We start from the raw sequence: 23,643 nt of genomic DNA, 5'->3' as shown, positions 1-23,643 counted from the left end.
CCGAAAACGAGAAAAGCCCTGCAAGCGTAAACCTGCAGGGCTTCTGGGTCAGGCTGACCATCTTATTAACCCGCTTTCGCGGTTTTTTTCATCAGGCCAACTGCGGCTGAACGCTCACTGGCTTGAGCGGAAGCAACGGTGCATGAGGGTCGGCCTTCACCGACTTGCGCCATGCGCCCAGCCACTCCTGGTGACCTTCGCTCCAGACCTGCTCATGCAGGCGAGCCAATGCCACCGGATCGCTCAACAGTTGCACACGTTCATTGTTGGTCAGCCCGTCAGGCCCGACCTTCATCGCATGCCGTACCCGCTCGACGCGCAGCCACTCGATCGGTTCCGCCTGACGGTGACGGGAGGTCGCGAGCGAGCACGCCAGGGCGTTCTGCTGCGGGTCGACCACCGAACGGACAAAGCCGTCATTCAGTGCATGCCAGCGGTTTTCGTGGGTGTACTGGTCGGTGGCCAGCAACGCCTGCGGCGGATTGTATTCCTCAGGGATCAGGAACAGGCTCTCGTCACGGGACTTGAGGCCCAGGCCGACACGGCTGGAAATCACCGATACCGGGATGGACAGCATCAACGAACCGACGATCGGCACCAGCCACCAGAGGAAGCTCGGGTTCAGCCAGATCACCAGCAAAGCCCAGAAGAAGCCGAGCAAGGTTTGCGGACCATGGCGTTTTACCGCCTCGCTCCACGGCGTGGAGTCGTCGTCACGTTGCGGCGAGTTCCAGGTCGCGGCCCAGCCGAGGAACGCGGCGAGGACGAATCGGGTGTGGAAAATCATCCGCACCGGTGCCAGCAGCATGGAGAACAGCATCTCCAGCAACATGGACAGGGTCACCTTGAACTTGCCACCGAACTCTTTCGCGCCCTTGGCCCAGATCAGGATGATGCTCAACAGCTTCGGCAGGAACAGCAGCACGATGGTGGTCGAGAACAGCGCAATGGCCTTGTCCGGGTGCCATTGAGGCCACAGCGGATAAAGCTGGCGCGGTTCGAGGAAGTACTGCGGCTCCATCAGCGTGTTGACCGCCAGCAGCGCCGTCGACAGCACGAGGAAGAAGAACCACAACGGCGCCGACAGGTAAGACATCACACCCGTGAGGAACACCGCACGGTGCACCGGGTGCATGCCCTTGACCAGGAACAGTCGGAAGTTCATCAGGTTGCCGTGGCACCAGCGACGGTCACGCTTGAGTTCGTCCAGCAGGTTCGGCGGCAGCTCTTCGTAACTGCCAGGCAAGTCGTAGGCAATCCACACGCCCCATCCGGCACGGCGCATCAACGCGGCTTCGACGAAGTCGTGGGACAGAATCGCACCGGAAAACGCGCCTTTACCGGGCAACGGCGCCAGGGCGCAGTGGTCGATAAACGGCTTCATGCGGATGATTGCGTTGTGGCCCCAGTAGTGGGATTCGCCCAACTGCCAGAAGTGCAGGCCGGCAGTGAACAGCGGACCGTACACGCGGGTGGCGAACTGCTGCATGCGCGCATACAGGGTGTCCATGCCCGATGCACGCGGCGCGGTCTGGATGATCCCGGCGTCCGGCGTGGCTTCCATCAAGCGCACCAGACTGGTCAGGCACTCACCGCTCATCACCGAGTCGGCGTCGAGCACGACCATGTACTTGTAGTCACCGCCCCAACGGCGGCAGAAGTCGTCGAGGTTACCGCTCTTGCGCTTGACGCGACGGCGGCGGCGGCGATAGAAAATCTTGCCGAAGCCCCCTGCCTCGCGGCAGACGTCCAGCCAGGCCTGTTGCTCGGCGACGCAGATATCGGCGTCGTTACTGTCGCTGAGGACGAAGAAGTCGAAGCGGTCCAGATCACCCGTGGCCGCGACCGACTCGAAGGTCGCACGAAGTCCGGCGAATACCCGGGGCACGTCTTCGTTACAGATCGGCATCACCAGTGCGGTGCGCGCGTCTTTCGGAATCGGCTCGTTGCCGGCACTGGCGCCGGAAATGCGGTACTTGTCGTGACCGGTGAGCAACTCCAGGAAGCCCATCAGTGCCGTCCAGAAACCGGCCGATACCCAGCAGAACAGGATGCCGAACAGGATCAGGATGCTGGTCTGCAATGCATACGGCAGCACTTGCGTGGCGGTTTGCAGCAGCGGTTGATGCAACACTTCGTTGAGGTCGACGAACGACCAGCCCTGGTACGGCATGATGCCTTTCATGTACCAGCCGGCGACGATGGTCTGGCCGAGCATCAGCAGCAACAGAATGTAGCGACGGATCGAACCGACGGTGCGCCAGCGCGCAGCCGGCAGGACACGTTCGTCCTTCGGCGGCTTGGGCGGGTTGGTACGACCGGTCAGGCGGCGCCAGCCACGCACCAGGATATTGGTGCGCCACGGTTCCGGCACGACTTTGGTCCGACGGATCGGCGGGGTCGCCTTGAGGCAGACCCGACCGTTGGCGTCGAGCACCAGCATTTCGGCGTCTTGCAGCTCTTCGGCGGTACTCAGGGTCAGGCGCTTGCCGACCGACGCCTGGGCGGCATCAGTCGGGGCGTCGAACGCCTGGGACGACAGACGTTCGTGCAGTTCGCTGAAGGACTGGCAGCCCGCGAGTTCCGCGCGCTGCTGGTCGGTCATCGGCAGGTGCGCCAGGTACTCGGACAGAGTCTCTGGCTGTACGTGTGAATTACTCATCGGCAGGCAACTGATAGCTCCAGGTCTCGGTCAGGACTTCTTCAGTCGATGCCGATTCCGGTGTGGCTGGGGCCGCGTCGGCAGCGACAGGCTGCTTGGCGTCTTTATTGGCCTTGTCCTTGGCATCTGCAACCGGCTTGGCGTCACCCTGAGTAGCCTCGGCCTGCTTGGCTTCCTTGTCCGTTTTCTCCTGTTGCTTGGCGGCGACCTTGTCGGCCTTGGCCACGGAAGAACTGGAGGCCGGAATCGAAGTCTTGGCCAGGTCGGCAGGCGTGACGTTCTGAACCAGCGCCGCACGCATCTCGGTGGACTTGCTCGGGTCCTTGATCTTCATGCGCAGGGTCAGGCGCCAGCCCTTGGTCTCGGGGTTGTAGCGCACGCTGTTTTCCACGAGCTCGGCGTTGTCGCCCACGCTCACCTGGCTGCGAACGTCCGCATTCTCTGGCAGTGCCGCCAGGGATGGGCCTTCGAAGTCCACCAGATAGGCGACGCTACCGTCCGGCTGACGAATCAGGTTGGACTGTTTGACATCGCCGGTGGAACGCAGGGTCTGCTTGACCCAGGCGCTGTCCGGAGCGTGGATCGAGGCTTCATCCATGGTCCAGTGCATACGATAAGCGACATCGAGCGGCTGGCCAGGTTCCGGCAGTTTTTCCGGGCTCCAGAAAGCCACGATATTGTCGTTGGTTTCGTCGGCGGTCGGAATCTCTACCAGATCGACGGAGCCCTTGCCCCAATCGCCTTTCGGTTCGATCCAGGCGCTTGGACGCTTGTCGTAGCGGTCGTCGAGGTCTTCGTAGTGGCTGAAGTCACGACCACGTTGCAGCAAACCGAAACCGCGCGGATTCTCGACGGAGAAGTTGCTCACGGCCAGGTGTTTCGGGTTGTTCAGCGGACGCCAGATCCACTCGCCGTTACCGGCGCGGATCGACAGACCGCTGGAATCATGCAGTTCGCGACGGTAGTTCAGCACTTTCGATGGCTGGTTGGCACCGAACAGGTACATGCTGGTCAGCGGTGCAATGCCGAGCTTGGAAACTTTGTCACGCAGGAACATCTGCGCCTTGACGTCGACAATGGTGTCGCTGCCTGGACGAAGGATCAGGCGATAGGCGCCGGTCGCCCGTGGCGAATCCAGCAACGCGAAGATCACCAGGTGCTTGTCGCCCGGCTTGGGCTGTTGAATCCAGAACTCGCGAAAACGCGGGAATTCCTCACCGGATGGCAAGGCGGTATCGATCGCCATGCCGCGAGCGGACAAACCATAGACGTGGCCTTTGCCAACAACGCGGAAGTAACTCGCGCCGAGCATGGTCATGATTTCGTCTTGCTTGTCAGCCTTGTTGATCGGGTACAGCACCCGGAAACCGGCGTAACCCAGCTGCTCAGTGGCTTTTGGATCGAATTTCAAGTCGCCGAAGTCGAAACGACTTGGGTCGTATTTGATCTCTTCGACGTTGTTCGCCGTGATTTCGTTGATTTTCACCGGCGTATCAAAATGCATGCCCTGGTGATAGAACGACAGCTTGAACGGGGTTTTCTGGTCAGCCCATTCGGCTTTTTCCGTCAGAAAACGAATTTTCTGATAGTCCGCGAATTTCATCTCGCGGAATTCATTTGGCAGGTTACTGCGAGGCGCTTCGTATTTTTGCCCGGCCAGTTCTTTTGCCTTGGCCGATACATCATCCAGATTGAAGGCCCAAAGCTGGCCGGCGCTGAGCAGGGTGAGCAGAGCAGAGCCCGCTACCAGAGCGCTACGTAACCGTTTGGCAGACAATTTTGGTGCGTTACAGGGACTAACAATCACGAGCAACCCTCGCCGAAAACAGATCAAAAAACCAACGGCCAGTTAAAGGGTCTGTACGGTTTCCGATACGAAAAAACCGGCCATACAAACCACTCTTGCCAAGTTGGCGAGCATTGTTCCGACTCCGATGGGGCTAAATGATTCCCCAAACGGTTCAGGACAAGTCTCTACCTAAGTCAAAATGGACCAACGAACGCTGATCCCCGTAGCGCGCGATTATCTAGTAGGCCGCGTTACAACGCATCAGGGGTAACAAAGTATTTATCGGGAAACACCCCTGTTTTCAGTCGAAAACCGCGCAAAAAGGTGTTTCAAGCGCTTTTACGTCTGTAACAGGAAGGTTACCGGGCCATCATTGACCAGGTGCACCTGCATATCCGCGCCGAATCTACCTGATGCCACAGTGCCATGCACCTGTTTCGCTTTGCCTAATAGATAGTCGAAAAGCTCCTCGCCCAGCGCCGGAGGGGCCGCGGTCGAAAAACTCGGGCGCAACCCGCTCTTGGTGTCGGCGGCCAGGGTGAACTGCGAGACCAGCAGCAACCCGCCACCCACGTCCGCCAGGGACAGGTTCATCTTGCCCTCGGCGTCACTGAACACTCGATAGTTAAGCAGCTTATTGAGAAGTTTGTCGGCGCTGGCCCGAGTGTCCTCGGGCTCGACGGCGACCAGCACCAATAAACCCTGGTCGACTGCGCCAACCACCTCGCCCGCTACCTCGACCCGCGCCCCACGCACGCGCTGCAGCAGGCCCTTCATGCTTCTTCAGGTGTCAGGTCGAGCAAGCGCCGGGCCATCTGATCGGCGGCACGCACCAAGGCATCGGTAATCCCCGGCTCAGCGGCGGCATGACCGGCGTCACGGATAATTTGCAGCTCGCTGTTCGGCCAGGCCTGGTGCAGTTCCCAGGCGTTGTCCAGCGGGCAGATCACGTCATAACGACCGTGGACGATCACCCCCGGCAAGTGAGCGATTTTGCCCATGTCGCGAATCAACTGGTTCGGCTCGAGGAAGGCGTTGTTGGTGAAGTAGTGGCACTCGATACGGGCGATCGACAGCGCGCGCTGAGGCTCGGAGAAACGATCGACCACCTGCGGGTTCGGACGCAGGGTCGCGGTCCGGCCTTCCCAGGTGGACCAGGCCTTGGCCGCATGCATCTGGGCGATTTGATCGTTGCCGGTCAGCCGCTTGTGAAAAGCCGTGAGCAAGTCGTCGCGCTCGTCCAGCGGGATCGGCGCGATGTAGTCCTGCCAGTAATCCGGGAACAGACGGCTGGCACCGGCCTGGTAGAACCACTCGATTTCCTGCGGACGGCAGAGAAAAATCCCGCGCAGGATCAGACCATGCACGCGTTCCGGATGGGTTTGCGCGTAGGCCAGCGCCAGGGTCGACCCCCAGGAACCGCCAAACAGCACCCATTTTTCGATGCCCAGGTGTTTGCGGATCCGCTCAAGGTCGGCGACCAGATCCCAGGTGGTGTTGTTTTCCAGGCTGGCGTGGGGCGTGGAACGGCCGCAACCGCGCTGGTCGAAGGTAACAATGCGATACAGATTTGGATCGAAGTAGCAGCGACTCTGGGCGTCGCACCCGGCGCCGGGGCCGCCATGGATGAACACGACCGGCAATCCTTCCGGTGAACCGCTTTCGTCGACGTACAGCGTATGGGTTTCATCGACAGCCAGATCATGCCGGGCGTAGGGTTTGATCTGCGGGTACAAAGTCTGCATTGCGCGCTCCGTAAGGGGTCTGGGTCATCCCTGGGGGGACTTCTATTATTCTGCCGTTGGGCATCATAAACCCGAATTACGCCAATGAGCATGTCCTTGCAGAGTCAGAGTCTGGGCGTCAGATATCCGAACAGCGCTTCATACAGCCTATTCACCTCGGCAACCTGCCCCCGCGCCCGCAAACAACCGTGCACCAATCCTTCGCCGTAATACAACGTCGTCGCTACGCCAGCAGCCATCAGTCGTTCGGCATACCGCACGCCGTCATCGCGCAGCGGATCGAATTGCGCCACGGCGATGAAGGTTGGGGGCAATCGGTGAAAATCCGTGGCGAGCAACGGCATCGCATAAGCTCCCGGGTTTCGGGTGCCGCGCAGATACAGCGCGTGGTAGCAATCCACATCACTGCTGCTCAGCAACGGGGCATCGATGCATTCGCTGCGTGAAGCCAGCCCCTGATCACCACCGAGGCCCGGATAGATCAGCACTTGCGCGGCCGGCACGGGCTCGCCCACGTCACGCAATGCCAGACACAGTGCAGCGGCCAGATTGCCACCGGCGCTGTCGCCGGCCACCAGTGTGCGTTGGGGGTCGAGCTGAAAGGGTCCGGTTCGCAACGCGCGCCAGACGTTCAGGCAATCATCGAATGCCGCTGGAAAGGGGTGCTCCGGTGCCAGCCGGTAGTCGACGGCAATCACCAGCACGCCCAGTGTCGATGCCAACTCGGCACAGATGAAGTCGTGGGAGTCCAGGTCCCCAACGACCCAACCGCCGCCATGCAGATAGAGGATGCAGGGCGCACCGCCGGTCGGCGGCGAAACCGGCGGTTGATAGGACCGCACCGGGACACCGGACAATTCAAAGTCCACCACGTAGAGCCCGGCGGGACGGGCCGGGGTGAACGCCCGGCACATCTCGCTGTAGGCCTGGCGCAAGCCGGCGAGGCTGCTGTCGGTACTGTTGAAACTGATGGTTTTCTCGACGAAAGCCGTCATCTGTTCGGAAAGCGGATAAGGCGCCATGAGTCTGCTGCCCGTTCAGGGGGGGGGGGGGGAATGTATACCCCCTGTAGGAGCGAGCCTGCTCGCGATAATGGCCAACGATAACGCGGTAAGCCTGATACCCCGCGGTGTTCTCGGGTTTATCGCGAGCGAGCTCGTTCCTACAGGTTCTGCTGTCAGTTCTTCAGACTGGCCTGCACCGCTGCCACACCGTCCTTGCCATCAAAACTGCTGACGCCCGCCAGCCAGCGCTGAAGATCTTGCGGGTGTTCACGCAGCCATTTTCTGGCAACGTCCTGCGCCGTCTGGCGCTCCATGATCGGCACCATCAACTGACTTTCCTGGGCGGCGGTGAAGGTCAGGTTCTCCAACAGCCGATTGACGTTCGGGCAGCGCTCGGCGTAATCCGGGGCGGTCACGGTAGAAACGGTCGCCGCCCCTTCGTTCGGCCCGTAGACATCTTCGCTGCCGGTCAGGTAGGCGATCTTCATGTTGATGTTCATCGGGTGCGGGGTCCAGCCGACGAACACCACGAACTCCTTGCGGTTCACTGCCCGTTGCACGGCTGCCAGCATGCCGGCCTCGCCGGATTCGATCAGCTTGAAGTCCTTGAGGCCAAAGTGATTGGTCTCGATCATCGTTTTGATCGTGGTGTTGGCGCCGCTGCCCGGTTCGATGCCATAGATCTTGCCGCCAAGCTGATCCTTGAACCTGGCGATATCGCCAAAGGTTTTCAAACCGGCGGCCGCGACATAGTCAGGCACCGCGAGCGTTGCCTGGGCGTCGGCCAGGCTAGGTTTGTCCAGGACCTTCACTTGATTGGCGGCCAGGAACGGCGCGATGTTCTTGTCCATCGCCGGTTTCCAGTAACCGAGGAAAATGTCCAGGCGCTTGTCGCGAATGCCGGCGAAGATGATTTGCTGCACCGCGCTGGTTTGCTTGCTTTCATAGCCAAGGCCATTGAGCAATACATCGGCCATGCCGCTGGTGGCGATCACGTCGGTCCAGTTGACCACGCCCATGCGCACGGCTTTGCAGGAGGCGTCGTCAGCGGCCAGGACGCTGGTGCTCAGGAGAGCGGTACCGCAGAGGATTGAGAGACAGCGAGCGAACAAACCTTTGGTGCTTGTCATAGAGGGCGTTCTCGAGCGGCAGCGGATTGTTATGGGTTCGGTGTCTTCGTGCACCGTGCCCGGAACATTACGCAGCAGTCGAGCTGTAAAAGCGACCTGTGGCGACCGAGATTTGCACAGCGGCGACTGTTCCTGCCAGGTATCGAAAAGAACGCCAAACCAATGTGGGAGCGAGCCTGCTCGCGATGAGGCCATGACATTCAACATTTCTGTTGCCGGTCAGTCCGCTATCGCGAGCAAGCTCGCTCCCACAAGGTTTGTTTAGGGGTTTAGCGCTTGTAGTGGGTTTCACCCCACGCCAACAACCCTTGCAGCAATTCCTTCAACACCACCTGCGTCGGCTCGGCCAGATCCGCCCGATACCGGAACGGCTCGAACTCTTCCATATACGTGCACTGGCCCAACTCCAGTTGTACGGCATGGATGTTCTCGGCCGGGTTGCCGTAGTGCCGGGTGATGTGGCCGCCCTTGAAGCGACCATTCAGCACATGGCTGTAGTCCGGGTGTCCGGCGCAGATCGCTTCCAGTTGAGTCGCCAGCTGTGGATCGCAACTGGCGCCATTGAAGGTGCCGAGGTTGAAGTCCGGCAGTTTGCCGTCGAACAGGTGCGGGATGATCGAGCGGATCGAGTGCGCATCGAACAGCAGCGCATAGCCGAACTCGGCTTTGAGACGCGCCAGCTCCTGCTGCAAGGTGCTGTGGTACGGCGTCCAGATCTGCTCCAGGTACGTCGCGCGCTCTTCTTTCGAAGGCTCCAGCCCTTCGCGGAACAGCGGCACACCGTCAAACAGCGTCGCCGGGTACAGGCCGGTGGTCGCGCCCACGTACAAAGGTTTGTCGTCGGACGGCCGGTTCAGGTCGATGACGAAGCGCGAATACTCGGCGGCCAGGGTGCTGGCGCCCAGTTCGGCGGCGAAATCGTAGAGCTGCGGGATGTGCCAGTCAGTGTCCGGCAGGCTTTTCGCGGCCGGGATCAACCCGGCCTCGACCACCGGAGTCAGACGCACGCCGGCGTGGGGCATGCTGATCAGCAGCGGCACGCGGCCTTGTTTGAAGTTCAGAACCTTATCCACAACTGCTCTCCTACAGACTTGTTTCGACGCCGTGACGCACGACGCGTTTTTCCAGATCACCGCCCAGCCAGTACGACAGGTCAGCCGGACGATCGATTTGCCAGGCAACGAAATCCGCGACCTTGCCCACCTCCAGCGAACCATGGGTATCGGCCATGCCCAGGGCCGTGGCGGCGTGAATCGTGGCGCCGGCCAAGGCTTCTTCCGGGGTCATGCGGAAACAGGTGCACGCCATGTTCAGCATCAGGCGCAACGACAGTGCCGGCGAGGTGCCGGGGTTGAGATCACTGGCAATGGCGATTTTCACCCCGTGCTTGCGCAGGGCGTCCATCGGCGGCAATTGGGTTTCGCGCAGGAAGTAAAAAGCGCCGGGCAGCAGCACCGCGACCGTACCGGACTTGGCCATGGCGATGGCATCGTCTTCGGTCATGAATTCCAGATGATCGGCGGACAGTGCGTGGTAACGCGCCGCCAGGGTCGAACCGTGCAGGGACGACAATTGCTCGGCATGCAGTTTCACCGGCAACCCCAGTTCCTGGGCGGTGATGAACACCCGCTCGACCTGCGCCGGGGAAAACGCCAGGTACTCGCAGAACGCATCCACCGCATCCACCAGCCCTTCGGCGGCCAAGGCCGGGAGCATCTCGGCGCAGATGTGATCGATGTAGTCGTCGGCGCGATCCACGTACTCAGGCGGTAATGCATGGGCCGCCAGGCAAGTGCTGCGCACGCTGACCGGCAGCTCGGCGCCAAGGCGGCGGGCCACCCGCAGCATCTTGCGTTCGTTGGCCAGGTCGAGGCCGTAACCGGATTTGATTTCGATGCTGGTGACACCATCGCGCATCAGGCTTTTCAGACGCTTGGCGGCGCTGGCGAACAGCTCATCTTCGCTGGCCGCGCGGGTGGCGCGCACGGTGCTGGCGATGCCACCACCGCTGGCGGCGATTTCCGCGTAGCTGACGCCTTGCAGACGCTTCTCGAACTCACCGCTGCGGTTCCCGCCGAACACCGTGTGGGTGTGGCAGTCGATCAAGCCCGGCGTCACCCAGGCCCCGTTCAAATCATTGACCGTCGGGTATTCGCCCGCCGGCAGTTCAGCGCGCGGGCCAACCCACTCAATGTGCGCACCGGACGTCACGATGGCCGCATCCTCGATGATCGAGTAGACGCCTTGCGCCATGGTTGCGACGTGGCAGTGTTGCCAGAGCGTTTTCATCCGTGGCCTCCATTAGGTTATTGATGTGAAAAAGAAGGTTCCTGCTCGACCAGGGCAGGTCGTCCTGCCGCTGGCTTGACCCATGTCAGGTAGGCCAGCACCAGCAAAACAATCCAGACCGCGCCGACGATCAGGGCCGCCTGGGTGTCCGGGAAATAGCCCAGCACGCCAAAGACGAAGAGCATGAAGGCAATCGCCGCCATGGGCGCATAAGGCCAGAACGGTACCGGGAATTTCAGTTGTGCAACCTGATCGCTGCTCATGGAGCGACGCATGGCTACCTGGGTGACCAGGATCATCAGCCACACCCACACCGTGGCAAAGGTTGCGATGGAGGCAATCAACAAAAAGACGTTTTCCGGGATCAGGTAGTTCAGCAACACGCCCAGCAGCAGTGCGCCACTCATCACCACTACTGTCATCCATGGCACGCCATTGCGCGACAACTTCGCGAAGCCCTTGGGGGCATGCCCTTGCTGGGCCAAACCGAACATCATGCGACCCGCGCCGAAGATGTCGCTGTTGATGGCCGAAATCGCGGCCGTGATCACCACAATATTGAGAATGGTCGCCGCCGAGCCGATCCCCAGATTGTCGAAAATCTGCACGAACGGGCTGCCTTGGCTGCCGATCTGCTGCCACGGAAAGATGGACATCAATACGAGCATGGTCAGTACGTAGAACAGCAAAATGCGCAATGGCACGGCATTGATCGCCCGAGGCAGCACATGCTGCGGGTCTTTGGCTTCACCGGCCGTTACGCCGATGATTTCAATACCGCCGAACGCAAACATCACCACCGCGAATGAAGCGATCAGGCCACCCACACCGTTGGGCATGAAGCCACCCTGGCTCCAGAGGTTGCTGATGTCGGTGACTTGGCCGGGCGCCGAGCTGATGCCGAACAACATGATGCCGAAACCGCCAAGGATCATCGCAACGATGGCCGCCACCTTGAGCAGCGACAGCCAGAACTCCATTTCACCGAAGACTTTGACATTGCACAGGTTCAAGCCGCCCACGATGGAAACGACACCCAGTACCCAGATCCAGCGAGCGACTTCCGGAAACCAGAAGCCCATGTAAATGCCGAACGCCGTAACGTCGGCCATCCCGACGATGACCATTTCGAACGCGTAGGTCCAACCCAGGATGAAGCCCGCCATAGGCCCCAAATAGGTGCTGGCGTACTGACCGAAAGAGCCGGCCACCGGATTGTGCACCGCCATCTCACCGAGGGCGCGCATGACCATGAACACCGCCGCGCCACCAATCAGATAGGCGAGCAGTACCGCAGGACCGGCCATCTGGATGGCCGAGGCAGAACCATAAAACAGCCCGGTGCCGATAGCCGACCCCAGCGCCATGAAGCGAATATGTCGGGCAGAGAGCCCGCGTTTCAAACTTTTGCTTTGCGGCTGCATTGCTCGTCCTTAATTATTTTTATTCGACGTAAAAATCGAATCGCGAGCAGGCTCGCTCCCACAGGTGATACACCTTCCATGTGGGAGCGAGCCTGCTCGCGATAAGACCATTACAGGCTCGGCAGCAACTTGGCCGACACCAGCTCGTTCAGGCAACGCGACGCCAGCAATTCAGTGGCTGCATTGATGTCCGGTGCGAAGAAACGGTCTTTCTCATAGAACGGCACTTCTTTACGCAGAATCGCCCGGGCCTGTTCCAGTTTCGGCGAGGTCTTCAGACCGTTGCGCAGGTCCAGGCCCTGCACCGCCGCCAGCCATTCCACGGCGAGAATCCCGCGGGTGTTCTCGGCCATTTCCCACAGACGCTTGCCCGCCGCCGGGGCCATCGAAACGTGGTCTTCCTGGTTGGCGGAAGTCGGCAGGCTGTCCACCGAATGCGGATGGGACAGCGCCTTGTTTTCGCTGGCCAGGGCCGCCGCGGTCACCTGGGCGATCATGAAGCCGGAGTTCACGCCACCGTTGGCCACCAGGAACGGCGGCAGTTGCGACATGTGCTTGTCCATCATCAGCGAGATGCGACGCTCGCTCAAGGAACCGATTTCCGCGATGGCCAGGGCCATGTTGTCGGCAGCCATGGCCACCGGTTCGGCGTGGAAGTTACCGCCGGAGATCACATCGCCTTCAGCGGCGAACACCAGCGGATTGTCCGAGACGGCGTTGGCTTCGATGGCCAGCACTTCGGCCGCCTGGCGGAACTGGGTCAGGCACGCGCCCATGACTTGCGGCTGGCAGCGCAGGGAGTACGGGTCCTGGACCTTTTCGCAGTTCTCGTGGGAGTCGGAGACTTCGCTGCGCTGGCCCAGCAGGTCGCGATAGGCAGCGGCCGCGTCGATCTGGCCTTTCTGGCCACGGGCGGCGTGGATGCGCGCATCGAACGGCGAGCGCGAGCCCAATACCGCTTCAACGGTCAGGCCACCCAGGGCCAGGGCACCGGCGAACAGGTCTTCGCCTTCGAACAGGCCGCGCAGGGCAAACGCGGTGGACACCTGGGTGCCGTTGAGCAGCGCCAGGCCTTCTTTTGCGGCCAGGGTCAGCGGAGTCAGACCGGCGACTTTCAGCGCTTCGGTCGCTTCCATCCACTCGCCTTTGTAACGCGCCTTGCCTTCACCCAGCAGCACCAGCGACATGTGCGCCAAAGGTGCCAGGTCGCCCGATGCGCCGACCGAGCCTTTCAGCGGAATGTGCGGGTAAACCTCGGCGTTGATCAGGGCGATCAGCGCATCGATCACCACCCGGCGAATGCCGGAGAAACCACGGCTCAGGCTGTTGACCTTGAGCACCATGATCAGGCGCACCAGGTCGTCGCTGATCGGCTGGCCGACACCGGCGGCGTGGGACAGCACCAGCGAGCGCTGAAGGTTTTCCAGGTCTTCGCTGGCGATGCGGGTCGAGGCCAGCAGGCCGAAACCGGTGTTGATGCCGTACGCGGTACGGTTCTCGGCGAGGATCTGTTCCACGCAAGCGACACTGGCTTCGATCTGGGCCGAAGCGCTGTGGTCGAGGGTCAGTTTCACCGGCTGCTGATAGACATCACGCAGTTGGGCCAGGCTCAGTTGACCGGGGATCAGGTTTAGCGAAGTCATTTTGTGCTCCTTTTGAGAGTTATTTACTAACTAACCAGACGCTCCGGAGATGTCCGTTGTCCGTCGCGTCTTCCTTTTGGGAAGCCGCGCCTTGGCACGCTGGTTTTATATGGAAATCAGTTCAGGCTCGGCAAAGCCTTGTGCAGCAACCCCGGTTCTTTCAAGACAGCGGCTGCCGCAGCAATGTCCGGCGCCAGCCAGCGGTCCTGGTCATAGGCCGGGACACGTTCGCGCAGCAGGCGCCACGCAGTATCGGTGCCCGCGCCGAAGCGTTGTTCTTTCAGGAATTCGAAGGCCTGGGCCGCCAGCAAGTACTCGATGGCAAGGATCTGCGTGCAGTTCTCCAGGGCGCGGTGCAGCTTCAGCGCGGCGTTGGTGCCCAGGCTCAGGTGGTCTTCCTGCAGGCCCGAGGTGACGTAGTTGTCGAGCACTGCCGGTTGCGCCAATTGGCGGTTTTCCGCGCACAAGGACGCGGCGACGTATTGCACGATCATCATCCCGGAGTTGACGCCCGGGTTGGCCACCAGGAAGGCTGGCAGACCGCTGACATGCGGGTTGATCAAACGGTCCAGGCGACGCTCGGCAATGGAGCCGATTTCCGCCATGGCGATGGCCAGCAGGTCCGCCGCCAGCGCCACGGACTGGCCGTGCGGGTTGGCTTGGGAAACGACGCGATAGTTATCCGCAGTGCCCAGCACCAGCGGGTTATCGGTGGCGCTATTGAGCTCGGTTTCGATTTGTCGGGTCGCGTGCACCAGCTGGTCACGGGCCGCGCCGTGCACCTGCGGGATCGAGCGAATGCTCAGGGCGTCCTGGGTACGGATGCCTTTGCTGCGGGCGATCACTTCGCTGCCGTCGAGCAAGGCCCGCAGGTTGATGCCGACCTGCTGCATGCCCGGATGCGGCTTGAGCGCGATGATCTCGGCGTCGAACGCATCGATCTGCCCACGCTGGGCTTCAAAACTCATCGCACCGATCACGTCGGCCCAGTGCAACAAATGCGCGGCGTCGGCAATCGCCAGGCAGCTCAGGCCTGTCATGCAGGGGGTGCCGTTGACCAGGCACAGACCATCCTTGGCACCCAGTTTGACCGGTTGCAGCCCTTCTTCGGCCAGGGCCTGCTGCGCGGAAACGATCTGCCCGCGATAGCTCACGTTACCGACGCCCAGCAAGGCGATACCGATGTGGGCCATGTGGGTCAGGTAGCCCACCGAGCCTTGGGAAGGCACTTGCGGGGTGATGCCACGGTTGAGCAGCGCCAGCAGCGCTTCGACCACCTGCCGGTGCAGCCCGGATTTGCCATGGCTGTAGTTGACGACCGCGGCGCACATGATGGCGCGGGTCTGTTCGTTGGTCAGCGGTGCGCCTACACCGCAGGCGTGGCTCAGCAGGGTGTTGCGCGACAACTGGCTGAGTTGTTCGTCCTGCAGCGAAACGTTGCACAACGCGCCCAGGCCAGTGTTGATGCCATAGGCGCGCTCGCCGCTGGTGACAATCCGCTGGACAATGGCCTGCGCATTTTCAATCCGGGCCCAGACCGGTGCCGACAGCTCCAGCTGTGCGCCATGACGGGCTACGGCGACCACATCCTGCCAACGCACGGGCGCATCGGCGATAACGATTTTTTCAGCCTGGGACATTTTCAACCTCATACCTGAATATTGATGCAGCATCGCCGACGCTATCGCTGGCAAGCCAGCTCCCACAGTGTTCAGGGTGTGCACACCATCTGTGCAATACAACCTATTGCTGTGGGAGCTGGCTTGCCAGCGAAGAGGCCAGCTCACTCACCGCAGAATCTCTTAAACCACCGCCGCCCGACGCTGCACAAAGCGGTCGACATACTCATCGGCCGGCGAATGCAGGATCTCTTTCGGTGTGCCGACCTGGATCAGGCGGCCGTCCTTGAGGATCGCGATGCGGTTGCCGATGCGCACGGCCTCGTCGAGGTCGTGGGTGATGAAGACGATGGTCTTGTGCAGGGTCTTTTGCAGTTCCAGCAACTGGTCCTGCATCTCGGCGCGAATCAGTGGGTCAAGCGCACTGAAAGCTTCGTCCATCAAGATGATGTCGGTGTCCGCCGCCAAGGCACGGGCCAGGCCCACACGCTGACGCATACCGCCGGAGAGCTGGTGCGGGAATTTGTTTTCGTAGCCCTTGAGGCCCACGGTGTTGATCCAGTGCAGCGCGCGCTCGGCGCACATCTGCTTGCTCTCGCCACGGATTTTCAGGCCGTAGGCGACGTTGTCCAGCACGGTCTTGTGCGGCAACAGGCCGAAGCTCTGGAACACCATGCTGATCTTGCGACGGCGAAATTCGCGCAGGGCTTCCATGTCGTATTGCAGGATGTCCACGCCGTCCACCAGGATCGCGCCGCTGGTCGGGTCGATCAGGCGGTTGAAGTGGCGTACCAGCGTGGATTTGCCGGAACCCGACAGGCCCATGATCACGAAAATCTCGCCGCTGCCGATGCTCAACGACAGGTCGTTCACGCCGACCACGCAGCCGGTTTCCGCCAGCACCTGATCCTTGGTCTTGCCCTGGCCAACCATGGCCAGCGCTTCCCTGGAACGGTTGCCGAAAATCTTGAAGACGTTTTTGACTTCGATCTTGCTCACGGTTGCCTTGTTCATTTGCTCACCTCATGCCGTGCGCGACCGTACGCTTGTGTAATGCGGTCGATCACCACTGCCAGAATCACGATCGCCAGACCGGCTTCCAGGCCACGTCCGACGTTGAGGGTCTGAATCCCCACCAACACGTCTTCACCCAGGCCACGGGCGCCGATCATCGAGGCAATCACCACCATCGACAGGGCCATCATGGTGGTCTGGTTGATCCCGGCCATGATGCTCGGCAGGGCCAGCGGCAGTTGCACGCCGAACAGTTGCTGCCAGCGGTTGGCACCGAAGGCGTTGATCGCTTCCATCACTTCGCCGTCAACCTGGCGAATGCCCAGGTCGGTCAGGCGGATCAGCGGTGGCGCGGCGTAGATCACGGTGGCGAAAATCGCCGGGACCTTGCCCAGGCCGAACAGCATCAGCACCGGAATCAGGTACACGAAGCTCGGCATGGTCTGCATGATGTCGAGCAACGGCATCAGCACCGAACGCAGGCGATTGCTGCGCGCCGAGAGAATGCCCAGCGGAATGCCGATCAACACCGAGATGATGGTCGCCACCATCATCAGCGCCAGGGTTTGCATCAACTTGTCCCAGAGGCCAACCGCACCCACCAGGAACAGCAAGCCGACGATCACGACCGTGGTCACGACTTTACGGGTGGCATGCCAGGCCACGCCCGCCACGATAGCCAGCATCAGCCACCAGGGCGCCGCGCGCAGCAGGCCTTCGAGATTGACGATGGCCCACAACAGGGTGTCGGAGATGTGCCGAAACACGTCGCCATAGTTGGTAACCAGCGAATCGACCCAACCGTTGACCCAGTCGGCGATGGAAAAGGTAAAGCTTTCGGGAAACATAAGAGACTCTCAATCAAGGGGTTGTGATCAAGCATCCGACTGCCGCTGCCGACAGTCGGAAAGGCTCAAACTACAAGGCCGCGTCGATCTTTTTGGCAGCGTCTTCGCTTACCCATGCATGCCAGACTTCAGGATGTTCCTTCAGGAAGATCTTGGCCAGTTTTGGCGACTCGATCCGCTCCTTGGTCATGCGACCCAGGTTCTGGTTCAGCAGGTCGATCGGCACGTTGACCTTTTCCATCACGGTCACCAGTTCCGGGGCTTCGTCGTGGAAAGTCCTGGACAGGCCAACCTTGATGTTCACCGTTTTATCCACGCCTGGCTTCTCTTCGAGTTTCACCACGTCGACCTGGCCCATCAGCGGCGTTGGCGACCAGTAGTAGAACAGGATCGGCTCGCCACGCTTGTAGCTCGACAACACGGCGGCATCCAGCGCCGGGCCGGTGCCTGGGCGGAAGTTGGTGTAGCTGCTTTCCAGGCCATAGCTTTTCAGCATTTCGCTGTTGTCGAGTTCACAGGTCCAGCCGGCCGGGCAGTTGTAGAAACGGCCCTTGGAAGGCTCTTCGGCATCTTTGAACAGCGCCGAGTATTTGCCCAGGTCGGCAATGGCTTTCAGGTCTGGCGCCTTGGCTTCCAGCTTGCGCTTGGCGTCGCCTTCGATCACGTAGCGCGGCACGTACCAGCCTTCGACGGCGCCGACAATCGGAGCGCCGACACCGACGACTTTGCCGGCCTTCTCAGCCTTGTTCCAGACCTCGCTGCGGCCGACCCACTCTTCGGCAAACACCTGGATGTCGTTGCTGCTCAGGGCGTTTTCCATGGTGATGGAGTTGCCTGGCAGGCTGTCGGTCTTGCAGTCGTAGCCTTTTTCCAACACGACTTGCAGCACGTCGGTCAGCAGCATCGCGCTTTCCCAGTTCAGGCCGGCGAATTTCACCGGTTTGCCCGACTCGCACCAACCCGCCGCCTGAGTGGCGCCGGCGCTGGCCAGCAGGCCCATGGAAAGCAAAGTGGTCAGCAGGGTCTTGTTTGATTTCATTGTTGTGACGCTCCTAATCATGAATTGGCTTACGGCAGTCAAGAGGCATCCAGCCCTGGCAACGTCCAATCAGGCCTGCGCCGCAGCGCGACCGGCCCCACTTGTTTTAGGTTGTACAACGTTGTTCTGCTCGACCGGCAGAATCAGGTGATCGGGCACGGTGCCGTGCCATTTTTTCGCACAGACGTAATACAGGGCTGCGGGCAGCGCCAGACCGATGATCCAGGAAATATCCACGTCACCCAGGGCTGCGACCAGCGGACCGGTGTAGAACTTGGTGGAGATGAACGGCAACTGCACCAGCACACCGAAGACATAAACGCTGATTCCGAGGACGTTCCAACGACCGTAGCGACCATTCGGATCGGCCAGCGCCGGCACGTCATAGCGCTCGCGGGTGATGCAGTAGTAGTCCACCAGGTTGATCGCGCTCCATGGCGTAAAGAACGCCAGCAGGAACAGGATGAAGGACTTGAACGCACCGAGGAACGAGTGCTGGCCGAGCAGCGCCATCAGGGTCGCAGCACCGACGATGATCAGCACGAAAACCAGACGCTGCGTGCGCGTGACCTTCAGATCACCACGGAAACCGCTGATGATGGTCGCAATGCACATGAAACTGCCGTAGGAGTTCAGCGTGGAGATGGTGACCTTGCCGAACGCGATGCTGAAGTACAGCAGCGCAGCGGTGGCACCGGTACCGCCCAGACCCACGATGTAGGCCACTTCGTGACCGGCGAATTGCCCGTTGGCCGAGGCGGCGGCGAACACACCGAGGACCATCGCCACCTGTGCGCCAATGACCGAACCTGCGCCGGCGGCAAAAAAGGTTTTGACCGAGGAAATCTTGCTCGGCAAGTAGCGGGAATAGTCAGCCACGTACGGGCCGAAAGCGATCTGCCAGGACGCCGCGAGCGACACCGCCAGCAAGAAGCTGCTCCAGCTGAAGTGGCGGATTTGTAACAGCGCGCCAACGTCAACCTGGCTCATCAGACGGCTGAACAGATAAACAAAGGCAATCACGCCAATGACACTGGCGACACGCCCGATCCAATGGATCACTCGATATCCGAGCACCGTGACCAGCACGATGACACTGGCGAAAAGAAGAATGCCGACACTGTCGCTGACGCCAAACAACTGGCCCAGCGCCTGGCCGGAAAGCACGGTTCCCGTTGCAGTGAAACCGAGGTACATCAAACAGACCAGCACAATCGGGATGGCCGCGCCATAAACGCCGAACTGCACACGGCTGGAGATCATCTGCGGCAGGCCTAGCTTGGGCCCTTGCGCAGCATGCAGCGCCATGACGGCGCCGCCGAGCAGTTGACCGATCAACAGGCCGATCAACGACCAGAACACATCACCGCCCAACACCACGGCCAGGGCCCCGGTGACAATCGCAGTGATTTGCAGGTTGGCACCCATCCACAGGGTGAACTGGCTCAACAGACGACCGTGTCTTTCCGCCTCCGGGATGTAGTCGATCGAACGCTTTTCGATCAACGGTTTGTTACCAGCACGTTCGCTGCTGACAGCCATGGTTCAACCTCTGTGGATTGTTCTAGTAGTTCACTGAGTGTCTGTAAGGCTGCTTTTCTGTGGGAGCGAGCCTGCTCGCTCCCACATAAAGCGGTTTTGCGTTATTGACCGGTGATCATCGGCAGGTTCAGGCCCTGTTCCCTGGCGCAGTCGATGGCGATCTGGTAACCGGCATCGGCGTGACGCATGACACCGGTGGCCGGGTCGTTGTGCAGCACGCGAGCGATACGCTCGGCTGCTTCGTCGGTACCGTCGCAGACAATCACCATGCCCGAGTGCTGGGAGAAGCCCATGCCGACGCCGCCGCCGTGGTGCAGGGACACCCAGGTCGCGCCGCTTGCGGTGTTGAGCAGGGCGTTGAGCAGTGGCCAGTCGGACACGGCGTCGGAGCCGTCCTGCATCGATTCGGTTTCGCGGTTCGGGCTGGCCACCGAACCGGAGTCCAGGTGGTCGCGACCGATGACGATAGGCGCGGACAATTCACCGCTGCGCACCATTTCGTTGAACGCCAGGCCCAACTTGGCGCGCAGGCCCAGGCCGACCCAGCAGATACGGGCCGGCAGACCCTGGAAGCTGATGCGCTCGCGCGCCATGTCCAGCCAGTTGTGCAGGTGGGCGTCGTCCGGGATCAGTTCCTTGACCTTGGCGTCGGTCTTGTAGATGTCTTGCGGGTCGCCCGACAGGGCCGCCCAACGGAATGGGCCGATGCCACGGCAGAACAGCGGACGGATGTAGGCCGGTACGAAGCCTGGGAAGTCGAATGCGTTTTCCACGCCTTCTTCCTGGGCCATCTGACGGATGTTGTTGCCGTAGTCGAAGGTCGGGATGCCTTGCTTCTGGAAGTCGAGCATCGCTTTGACGTGCACGGCCATCGACTGCTTGGCGGCTTTGATCACGGCGGCCGGCTCGGTCTTGGCGCGGGCGCGGTATTGCTCCCAGGTCCAGCCGGCTGGCAGGTAACCGTTCAGTGGATCGTGGGCGCTGGTCTGGTCGGTGACCATGTCCGGGCGCACACCGCGACGGACCAGTTCCGGCAGGATTTCAGCCGCGTTGCCCAGCAGCGCGACGGAGATCGCCTTGCCTTCGGCGGTGTACTTGGCGATACGCGCCAGTGCGTCGTCGAGGTCTTTGGCTTGCTCGTCGACGTAACGGCTTTTCAGGCGGAAATCGATGCTCACCTGCTGGCATTCGATGTTCAGCGAGCAGGCACCGGCCAGGGTGGCGGCCAGAGGCTGGGCGCCGCCCATGCCACCGAGGCCGGCGGTCAGGACCCACTTGCCTTTGAGGTTGTCGTTGTAGTGCTGGCGACCGGCTTCGACGAAGGTTTCGTAGGTGCCCTGGACAATGCCCTGGCTGCCGATGTAGATCCAGCTGCCGGCGGTCATCTGGCCGTACATGGCCAGGCCTTTGGCGTCCAGTTCGTTGAAGTGTTCCCAGTTCGCCCAGTGCGGCACCAGGTTGGAGTTGGCGATCAGCACGCGCGGGGCGTTGGTGTGGGTCTTGAACACGCCGACCGGCTTGCCGGATTGCACCAGCAGGGTCTCGTCGTCGTTCAGGTTGGTCAGGCTTTCGACGATCTTGTCGTAGCACTCCCAGTTACGCGCCGCACGACCGATGCCACCGTAAACCACCAGTTCCTTCGGGTTCTCGGCCACTTCCGGGTCGAGGTTGTTCATCAGCATGCGCAGCGGCGCTTCGGTCAGCCAGCTTTTGGCGGTCAGCTTGTTGCCGCGCGCGGCACGAATTTCTACGTCACGTCTTTTTGTAAAAGAGGCGGTGCTAGGTTTCTGGGTATTGTCAGTCACGAAAAAGACTCCTCAGCGATCAATTCAAACCAACCCTGGTGGGCAGCAGCCTGTGCGCATCGTTGCGCGACAAGCGAATCAGTGGACGCTGCGGGGAGTCTCGATCGACTCATACGCATACGTCTTTACTTGTACATACAAGCATATGCAATCAAGCGGCCAACTTGCCGAACGGGCATTCAAGAAAAACTCTGAAATGGCTGGAAAGCCCCTGAAACAAGGGTTTCTGGCGTTGATGATTTTTTTCGCGGGGATTTTTCGAGTGCGTGCTCGTTGTTACTGCAACGCGGTTTTGCGCCACGTTGGGGCGTTCGGTAACACGTGGTGCCCAATTAAGCGCATTCCAGAAACACCCTACAACCTTATCAGAAGTGTCCGACTCCACCTCCACTGATCTTCGCCGACTCCATAACCAAGCCCCCTGAAGTCACTCCTGCGAGGAACGCGTAATGAAACAATGGAAAGTCAAAACCCACCTCTTGCTGATGGCCGGCATTCTGCTGGGCAGCCTGACCGGCATCGGCGCACTCGGCCTGTACGGCATGGGCGCAACGGTCCAGGGACTGGAAACGGTTTACCTCGACCGGGTCATCCCGCAACAGGACCTGAAGAAAATTTCCGAGCTGTATTCCGTCACCATCGTCGACGCCATCCACAAGGCCCGCGATGGCATTTACAGTGGCGTCGACGCGGCGCAGCAGATACGGCAAGCGATGCTTGAAATCGAGCCGCTCTGGCGCACCTACCTGTCGACCCAACTGGTTGATGAAGAGGTTCGACTGATCAACGAGATCACGCCACTGATGCAGGCGACCGAAGTACCGCTCCAGCGGTTGCAGGCAATCCTGAACCGCAGCAACACCGCCAGCCAGAGCCTGGAGCAGTTCGCCGCACATCAGCTTTACCCCTTGATCGACCCGCTGACCTCACTGTTTTCGCAACTGACCGACGCTCAACTGAAAGAGGCTCGCCATCAGTTCGAACTCAGTCAGGCACTCTACGAGGACAATATATGGCTGATGGCCCTGGTCCTGGGCTTCGCGCTGTTGTCTGGCAGCCTTTACGCCCTGCTGTTCGGCGCCAGGCTGACGCGATACCTGGGCGCCGAGCCGCACGAGCTGGCCAGTATCAGCACACGGATTGCCCAGGGCATGCTCGGCGATCCGGCGATTGGCAACGCGAAGTCCACGGGCGTCATGCAATCGGTCGAGGCCATGCGGCGCAGCCTGGCCAGCATGATCGGCAAGGTGCGCGAGGCCTCGCAGCACATCGAGTCCTCGACCCTGAGCCTGAGTATTTCGTCCGAGCAAGGCCTCAAACAGGCGGCCGAGCAAAATGGCGCGGCCTCTTCCATTGCCGCCGCGGCGGAACAGATGTCAGCCAATATTACGCACATCGCCGAGAACGCCGCGCAGGCGCACGACACCACACAAAAGGCCGAGCAGATCACCGCCCTGGGCATTGCCAGCATGGACCGCTCTATCATCGAGATGCAGCAGATCGCTCAACTGGTGACCCAGACGTCGAGTGAAATCGACCAATTGACCCAGCACTCCAACGCCATCGGGAAAATTGTCGACGTGATCCACAGCATTGCCGAACAAACCAACCTGCTCGCCCTCAATGCCGCCATCGAGGCGGCGCGGGCCGGCGAGCAAGGTCGCGGTTTTGCCGTGGTGGCCGACGAAGTGCGGGAGCTGGCGACCCGCACGACCCGCTCCACCGACGAGATTGTGGTGCTGGTGAGCACCATTCAAAGCGGCATGCGAAAAGCCAGCAGCAGCATGAATTCCGGCCGCGAGCGGGTTCTTCAGGGTCAACAGCTGATCGACAGTGCCGGCGCATCGATGAATGACGTCAAGGCCGTGCTCGACGCGTCACTCAATGCCGTCAGCCAGATCTCCCATGCCTTGCAGGAACAGCGCGAAGCCAGCGAGGACGTGGCGCGCAATGTGGAAACCGTGGCGCAGCGGGTCGAGAAAAATGTCGCGGCGCAACAGGACGTGGTGAAAACCATCCAGGCGTTGAAAGGGATGTCGAGTGAACTGGAGGCGACCGTTCGAGGTTTTACCCTCGAACGGGAGTAACCG

The 23,643-nt window shown here is 60.9% G+C and carries 17 protein-coding genes; 1 reads left to right on the top strand and 16 read right to left on the bottom strand.

Features of this window, described 5'->3' with window-relative positions; all coding sequences use genetic code 11:
- Positions 1–91: 91 nt before the first annotated feature.
- From mdoH to hutU, 16 genes are all read right to left on the bottom strand, one after another.
- Positions 92–2,662, bottom strand: coding sequence for a glucans biosynthesis glucosyltransferase MdoH (gene mdoH, locus ACGJAX_RS07770; protein WP_248915251.1), 2,571 nt, complete (start codon positions 2,660–2,662; stop codon positions 92–94).
- Entirely contained in the window at positions 2,655–4,469 is a 1,815-nt protein-coding gene (locus ACGJAX_RS07765; protein ID WP_390958225.1) for a glucan biosynthesis protein, read from the bottom strand. The genes mdoH and ACGJAX_RS07765 overlap by 8 nt, the downstream gene beginning before the upstream one ends.
- Positions 4,470–4,790: 321 nt before the next feature.
- On the bottom strand, positions 4,791–5,228 hold the full coding sequence (dtd, locus tag ACGJAX_RS07760; protein WP_034148582.1) for a D-aminoacyl-tRNA deacylase: 438 nt from the start codon (positions 5,226–5,228) through the stop codon (positions 4,791–4,793).
- Positions 5,225–6,196 (bottom strand): prolyl aminopeptidase, encoded by a 972-nt coding sequence (pip, locus tag ACGJAX_RS07755; protein WP_090328150.1) that lies wholly within the window; start codon positions 6,194–6,196, stop codon positions 5,225–5,227. Before pip ends, dtd begins: the two co-directional genes overlap by 4 nt.
- A gap of 104 nt (positions 6,197–6,300) precedes the next feature.
- A complete protein-coding gene (locus ACGJAX_RS07750) occupies positions 6,301–7,218 on the bottom strand; it encodes an alpha/beta hydrolase fold domain-containing protein (protein WP_390958223.1) in 918 nt (305 codons plus the stop codon).
- A gap of 155 nt (positions 7,219–7,373) precedes the next feature.
- Positions 7,374–8,330: a choline ABC transporter substrate-binding protein gene (locus ACGJAX_RS07745; RefSeq protein ID WP_390958221.1), complete on the bottom strand. Its 957-nt coding sequence runs from the start codon at positions 8,328–8,330 to the stop codon at positions 7,374–7,376.
- Between the two features lie 269 nt (positions 8,331–8,599).
- Positions 8,600–9,403, bottom strand: coding sequence for an N-formylglutamate deformylase (gene hutG / locus ACGJAX_RS07740; protein WP_390958219.1), 804 nt, complete (start codon positions 9,401–9,403; stop codon positions 8,600–8,602).
- A gap of 10 nt (positions 9,404–9,413) precedes the next feature.
- Complete coding sequence (gene hutI, locus ACGJAX_RS07735; RefSeq protein WP_390958217.1) at positions 9,414–10,619, bottom strand: imidazolonepropionase; 1,206 nt, start codon at positions 10,617–10,619, stop codon at positions 9,414–9,416.
- Between the two features lie 17 nt (positions 10,620–10,636).
- Positions 10,637–12,043 (bottom strand): amino acid permease, encoded by a 1,407-nt coding sequence (locus ACGJAX_RS07730; protein ID WP_247258283.1) that lies wholly within the window; start codon positions 12,041–12,043, stop codon positions 10,637–10,639.
- 110 nt (positions 12,044–12,153) lie between these two features.
- Entirely contained in the window at positions 12,154–13,686 is a 1,533-nt protein-coding gene (gene hutH, locus ACGJAX_RS07725; RefSeq protein ID WP_247258282.1) for a histidine ammonia-lyase, read from the bottom strand.
- A gap of 116 nt (positions 13,687–13,802) precedes the next feature.
- Positions 13,803–15,326 carry a histidine ammonia-lyase gene (gene hutH, locus ACGJAX_RS07720; protein ID WP_390958215.1) on the bottom strand — a complete coding sequence of 508 codons (1,524 nt, stop codon included), beginning with the start codon at positions 15,324–15,326 and terminating at the stop codon, positions 13,803–13,805.
- Positions 15,327–15,488: 162 nt separating this feature from the next.
- Positions 15,489–16,319, bottom strand: coding sequence for a glycine betaine/L-proline ABC transporter ATP-binding protein (locus tag ACGJAX_RS07715; RefSeq protein WP_090328122.1), 831 nt, complete (start codon positions 16,317–16,319; stop codon positions 15,489–15,491).
- Positions 16,316–17,167: a proline/glycine betaine ABC transporter permease gene (locus tag ACGJAX_RS07710; protein ID WP_090328119.1), complete on the bottom strand. Its 852-nt coding sequence runs from the start codon at positions 17,165–17,167 to the stop codon at positions 16,316–16,318. Before ACGJAX_RS07710 ends, ACGJAX_RS07715 begins: the two co-directional genes overlap by 4 nt.
- 70 nt (positions 17,168–17,237) lie before the next feature.
- A complete protein-coding gene (locus ACGJAX_RS07705) occupies positions 17,238–18,206 on the bottom strand; it encodes a glycine betaine ABC transporter substrate-binding protein (protein WP_390958213.1) in 969 nt (322 codons plus the stop codon).
- 69 nt (positions 18,207–18,275) lie between these two features.
- The gene (locus ACGJAX_RS07700; RefSeq protein WP_390958211.1) at positions 18,276–19,748 is read right to left on the bottom strand and encodes a cytosine permease; all 1,473 of its coding nucleotides are present in this window, start codon (positions 19,746–19,748) and stop codon (positions 18,276–18,278) included.
- Positions 19,749–19,849: 101 nt separating this feature from the next.
- On the bottom strand, positions 19,850–21,553 hold the full coding sequence (hutU, locus tag ACGJAX_RS07695) for a urocanate hydratase (protein WP_390958209.1): 1,704 nt from the start codon (positions 21,551–21,553) through the stop codon (positions 19,850–19,852).
- Between the two features lie 449 nt (positions 21,554–22,002).
- Between hutU and ACGJAX_RS07690 the strand changes: the two genes are divergently transcribed.
- Entirely contained in the window at positions 22,003–23,640 is a 1,638-nt protein-coding gene (locus ACGJAX_RS07690; protein ID WP_390958207.1) for a methyl-accepting chemotaxis protein, read from the top strand.
- Positions 23,641–23,643 lie beyond the last annotated feature (3 nt).

Source organism: Pseudomonas moorei, assembly GCF_042846945.1.
GTDB lineage: Bacteria > Pseudomonadota > Gammaproteobacteria > Pseudomonadales > Pseudomonadaceae > Aquipseudomonas > Aquipseudomonas moorei.
Note: the sequence above shows the minus strand (reverse complement) of the source record. Positions and strands in the feature narration are given on the sequence as shown.

Excerpts from the sequence above, each read along its gene's own strand:
- hutI (WP_390958217.1), bottom strand. The coding sequence starts at position 10,619 with ATGAAAACGCTCTGGCAACACTGCCACGTCGCAACCATGGCGCAAGGC.
- ACGJAX_RS07705 (WP_390958213.1), bottom strand. The coding sequence starts at position 18,206 with ATGAAATCAAACAAGACCCTGCTGACCACTTTGCTTTCCATGGGCCTG.
- ACGJAX_RS07730 (WP_247258283.1), bottom strand. The coding sequence starts at position 12,043 with ATGCAGCCGCAAAGCAAAAGTTTGAAACGCGGGCTCTCTGCCCGACAT.
- mdoH (WP_248915251.1), bottom strand. The coding sequence starts at position 2,662 with ATGAGTAATTCACACGTACAGCCAGAGACTCTGTCCGAGTACCTGGCG.
- ACGJAX_RS07745 (WP_390958221.1), bottom strand. The coding sequence starts at position 8,330 with ATGACAAGCACCAAAGGTTTGTTCGCTCGCTGTCTCTCAATCCTCTGC.
- ACGJAX_RS07710 (WP_090328119.1), bottom strand. The coding sequence starts at position 17,167 with ATGTTTCCCGAAAGCTTTACCTTTTCCATCGCCGACTGGGTCAACGGT.
- ACGJAX_RS07700 (WP_390958211.1), bottom strand. The coding sequence starts at position 19,748 with ATGGCTGTCAGCAGCGAACGTGCTGGTAACAAACCGTTGATCGAAAAG.
- ACGJAX_RS07750 (WP_390958223.1), bottom strand. The coding sequence starts at position 7,218 with ATGGCGCCTTATCCGCTTTCCGAACAGATGACGGCTTTCGTCGAGAAA.
- ACGJAX_RS07690 (WP_390958207.1), top strand. The coding sequence starts at position 22,003 with ATGAAACAATGGAAAGTCAAAACCCACCTCTTGCTGATGGCCGGCATT.
- hutH (WP_247258282.1), bottom strand. The coding sequence starts at position 13,686 with ATGACTTCGCTAAACCTGATCCCCGGTCAACTGAGCCTGGCCCAACTG.
- hutH (WP_390958215.1), bottom strand. The coding sequence starts at position 15,326 with ATGTCCCAGGCTGAAAAAATCGTTATCGCCGATGCGCCCGTGCGTTGG.
- pip (WP_090328150.1), bottom strand. The coding sequence starts at position 6,196 with ATGCAGACTTTGTACCCGCAGATCAAACCCTACGCCCGGCATGATCTG.
- dtd (WP_034148582.1), bottom strand. The coding sequence starts at position 5,228 with ATGAAGGGCCTGCTGCAGCGCGTGCGTGGGGCGCGGGTCGAGGTAGCG.
- ACGJAX_RS07715 (WP_090328122.1), bottom strand. The coding sequence starts at position 16,319 with ATGAACAAGGCAACCGTGAGCAAGATCGAAGTCAAAAACGTCTTCAAG.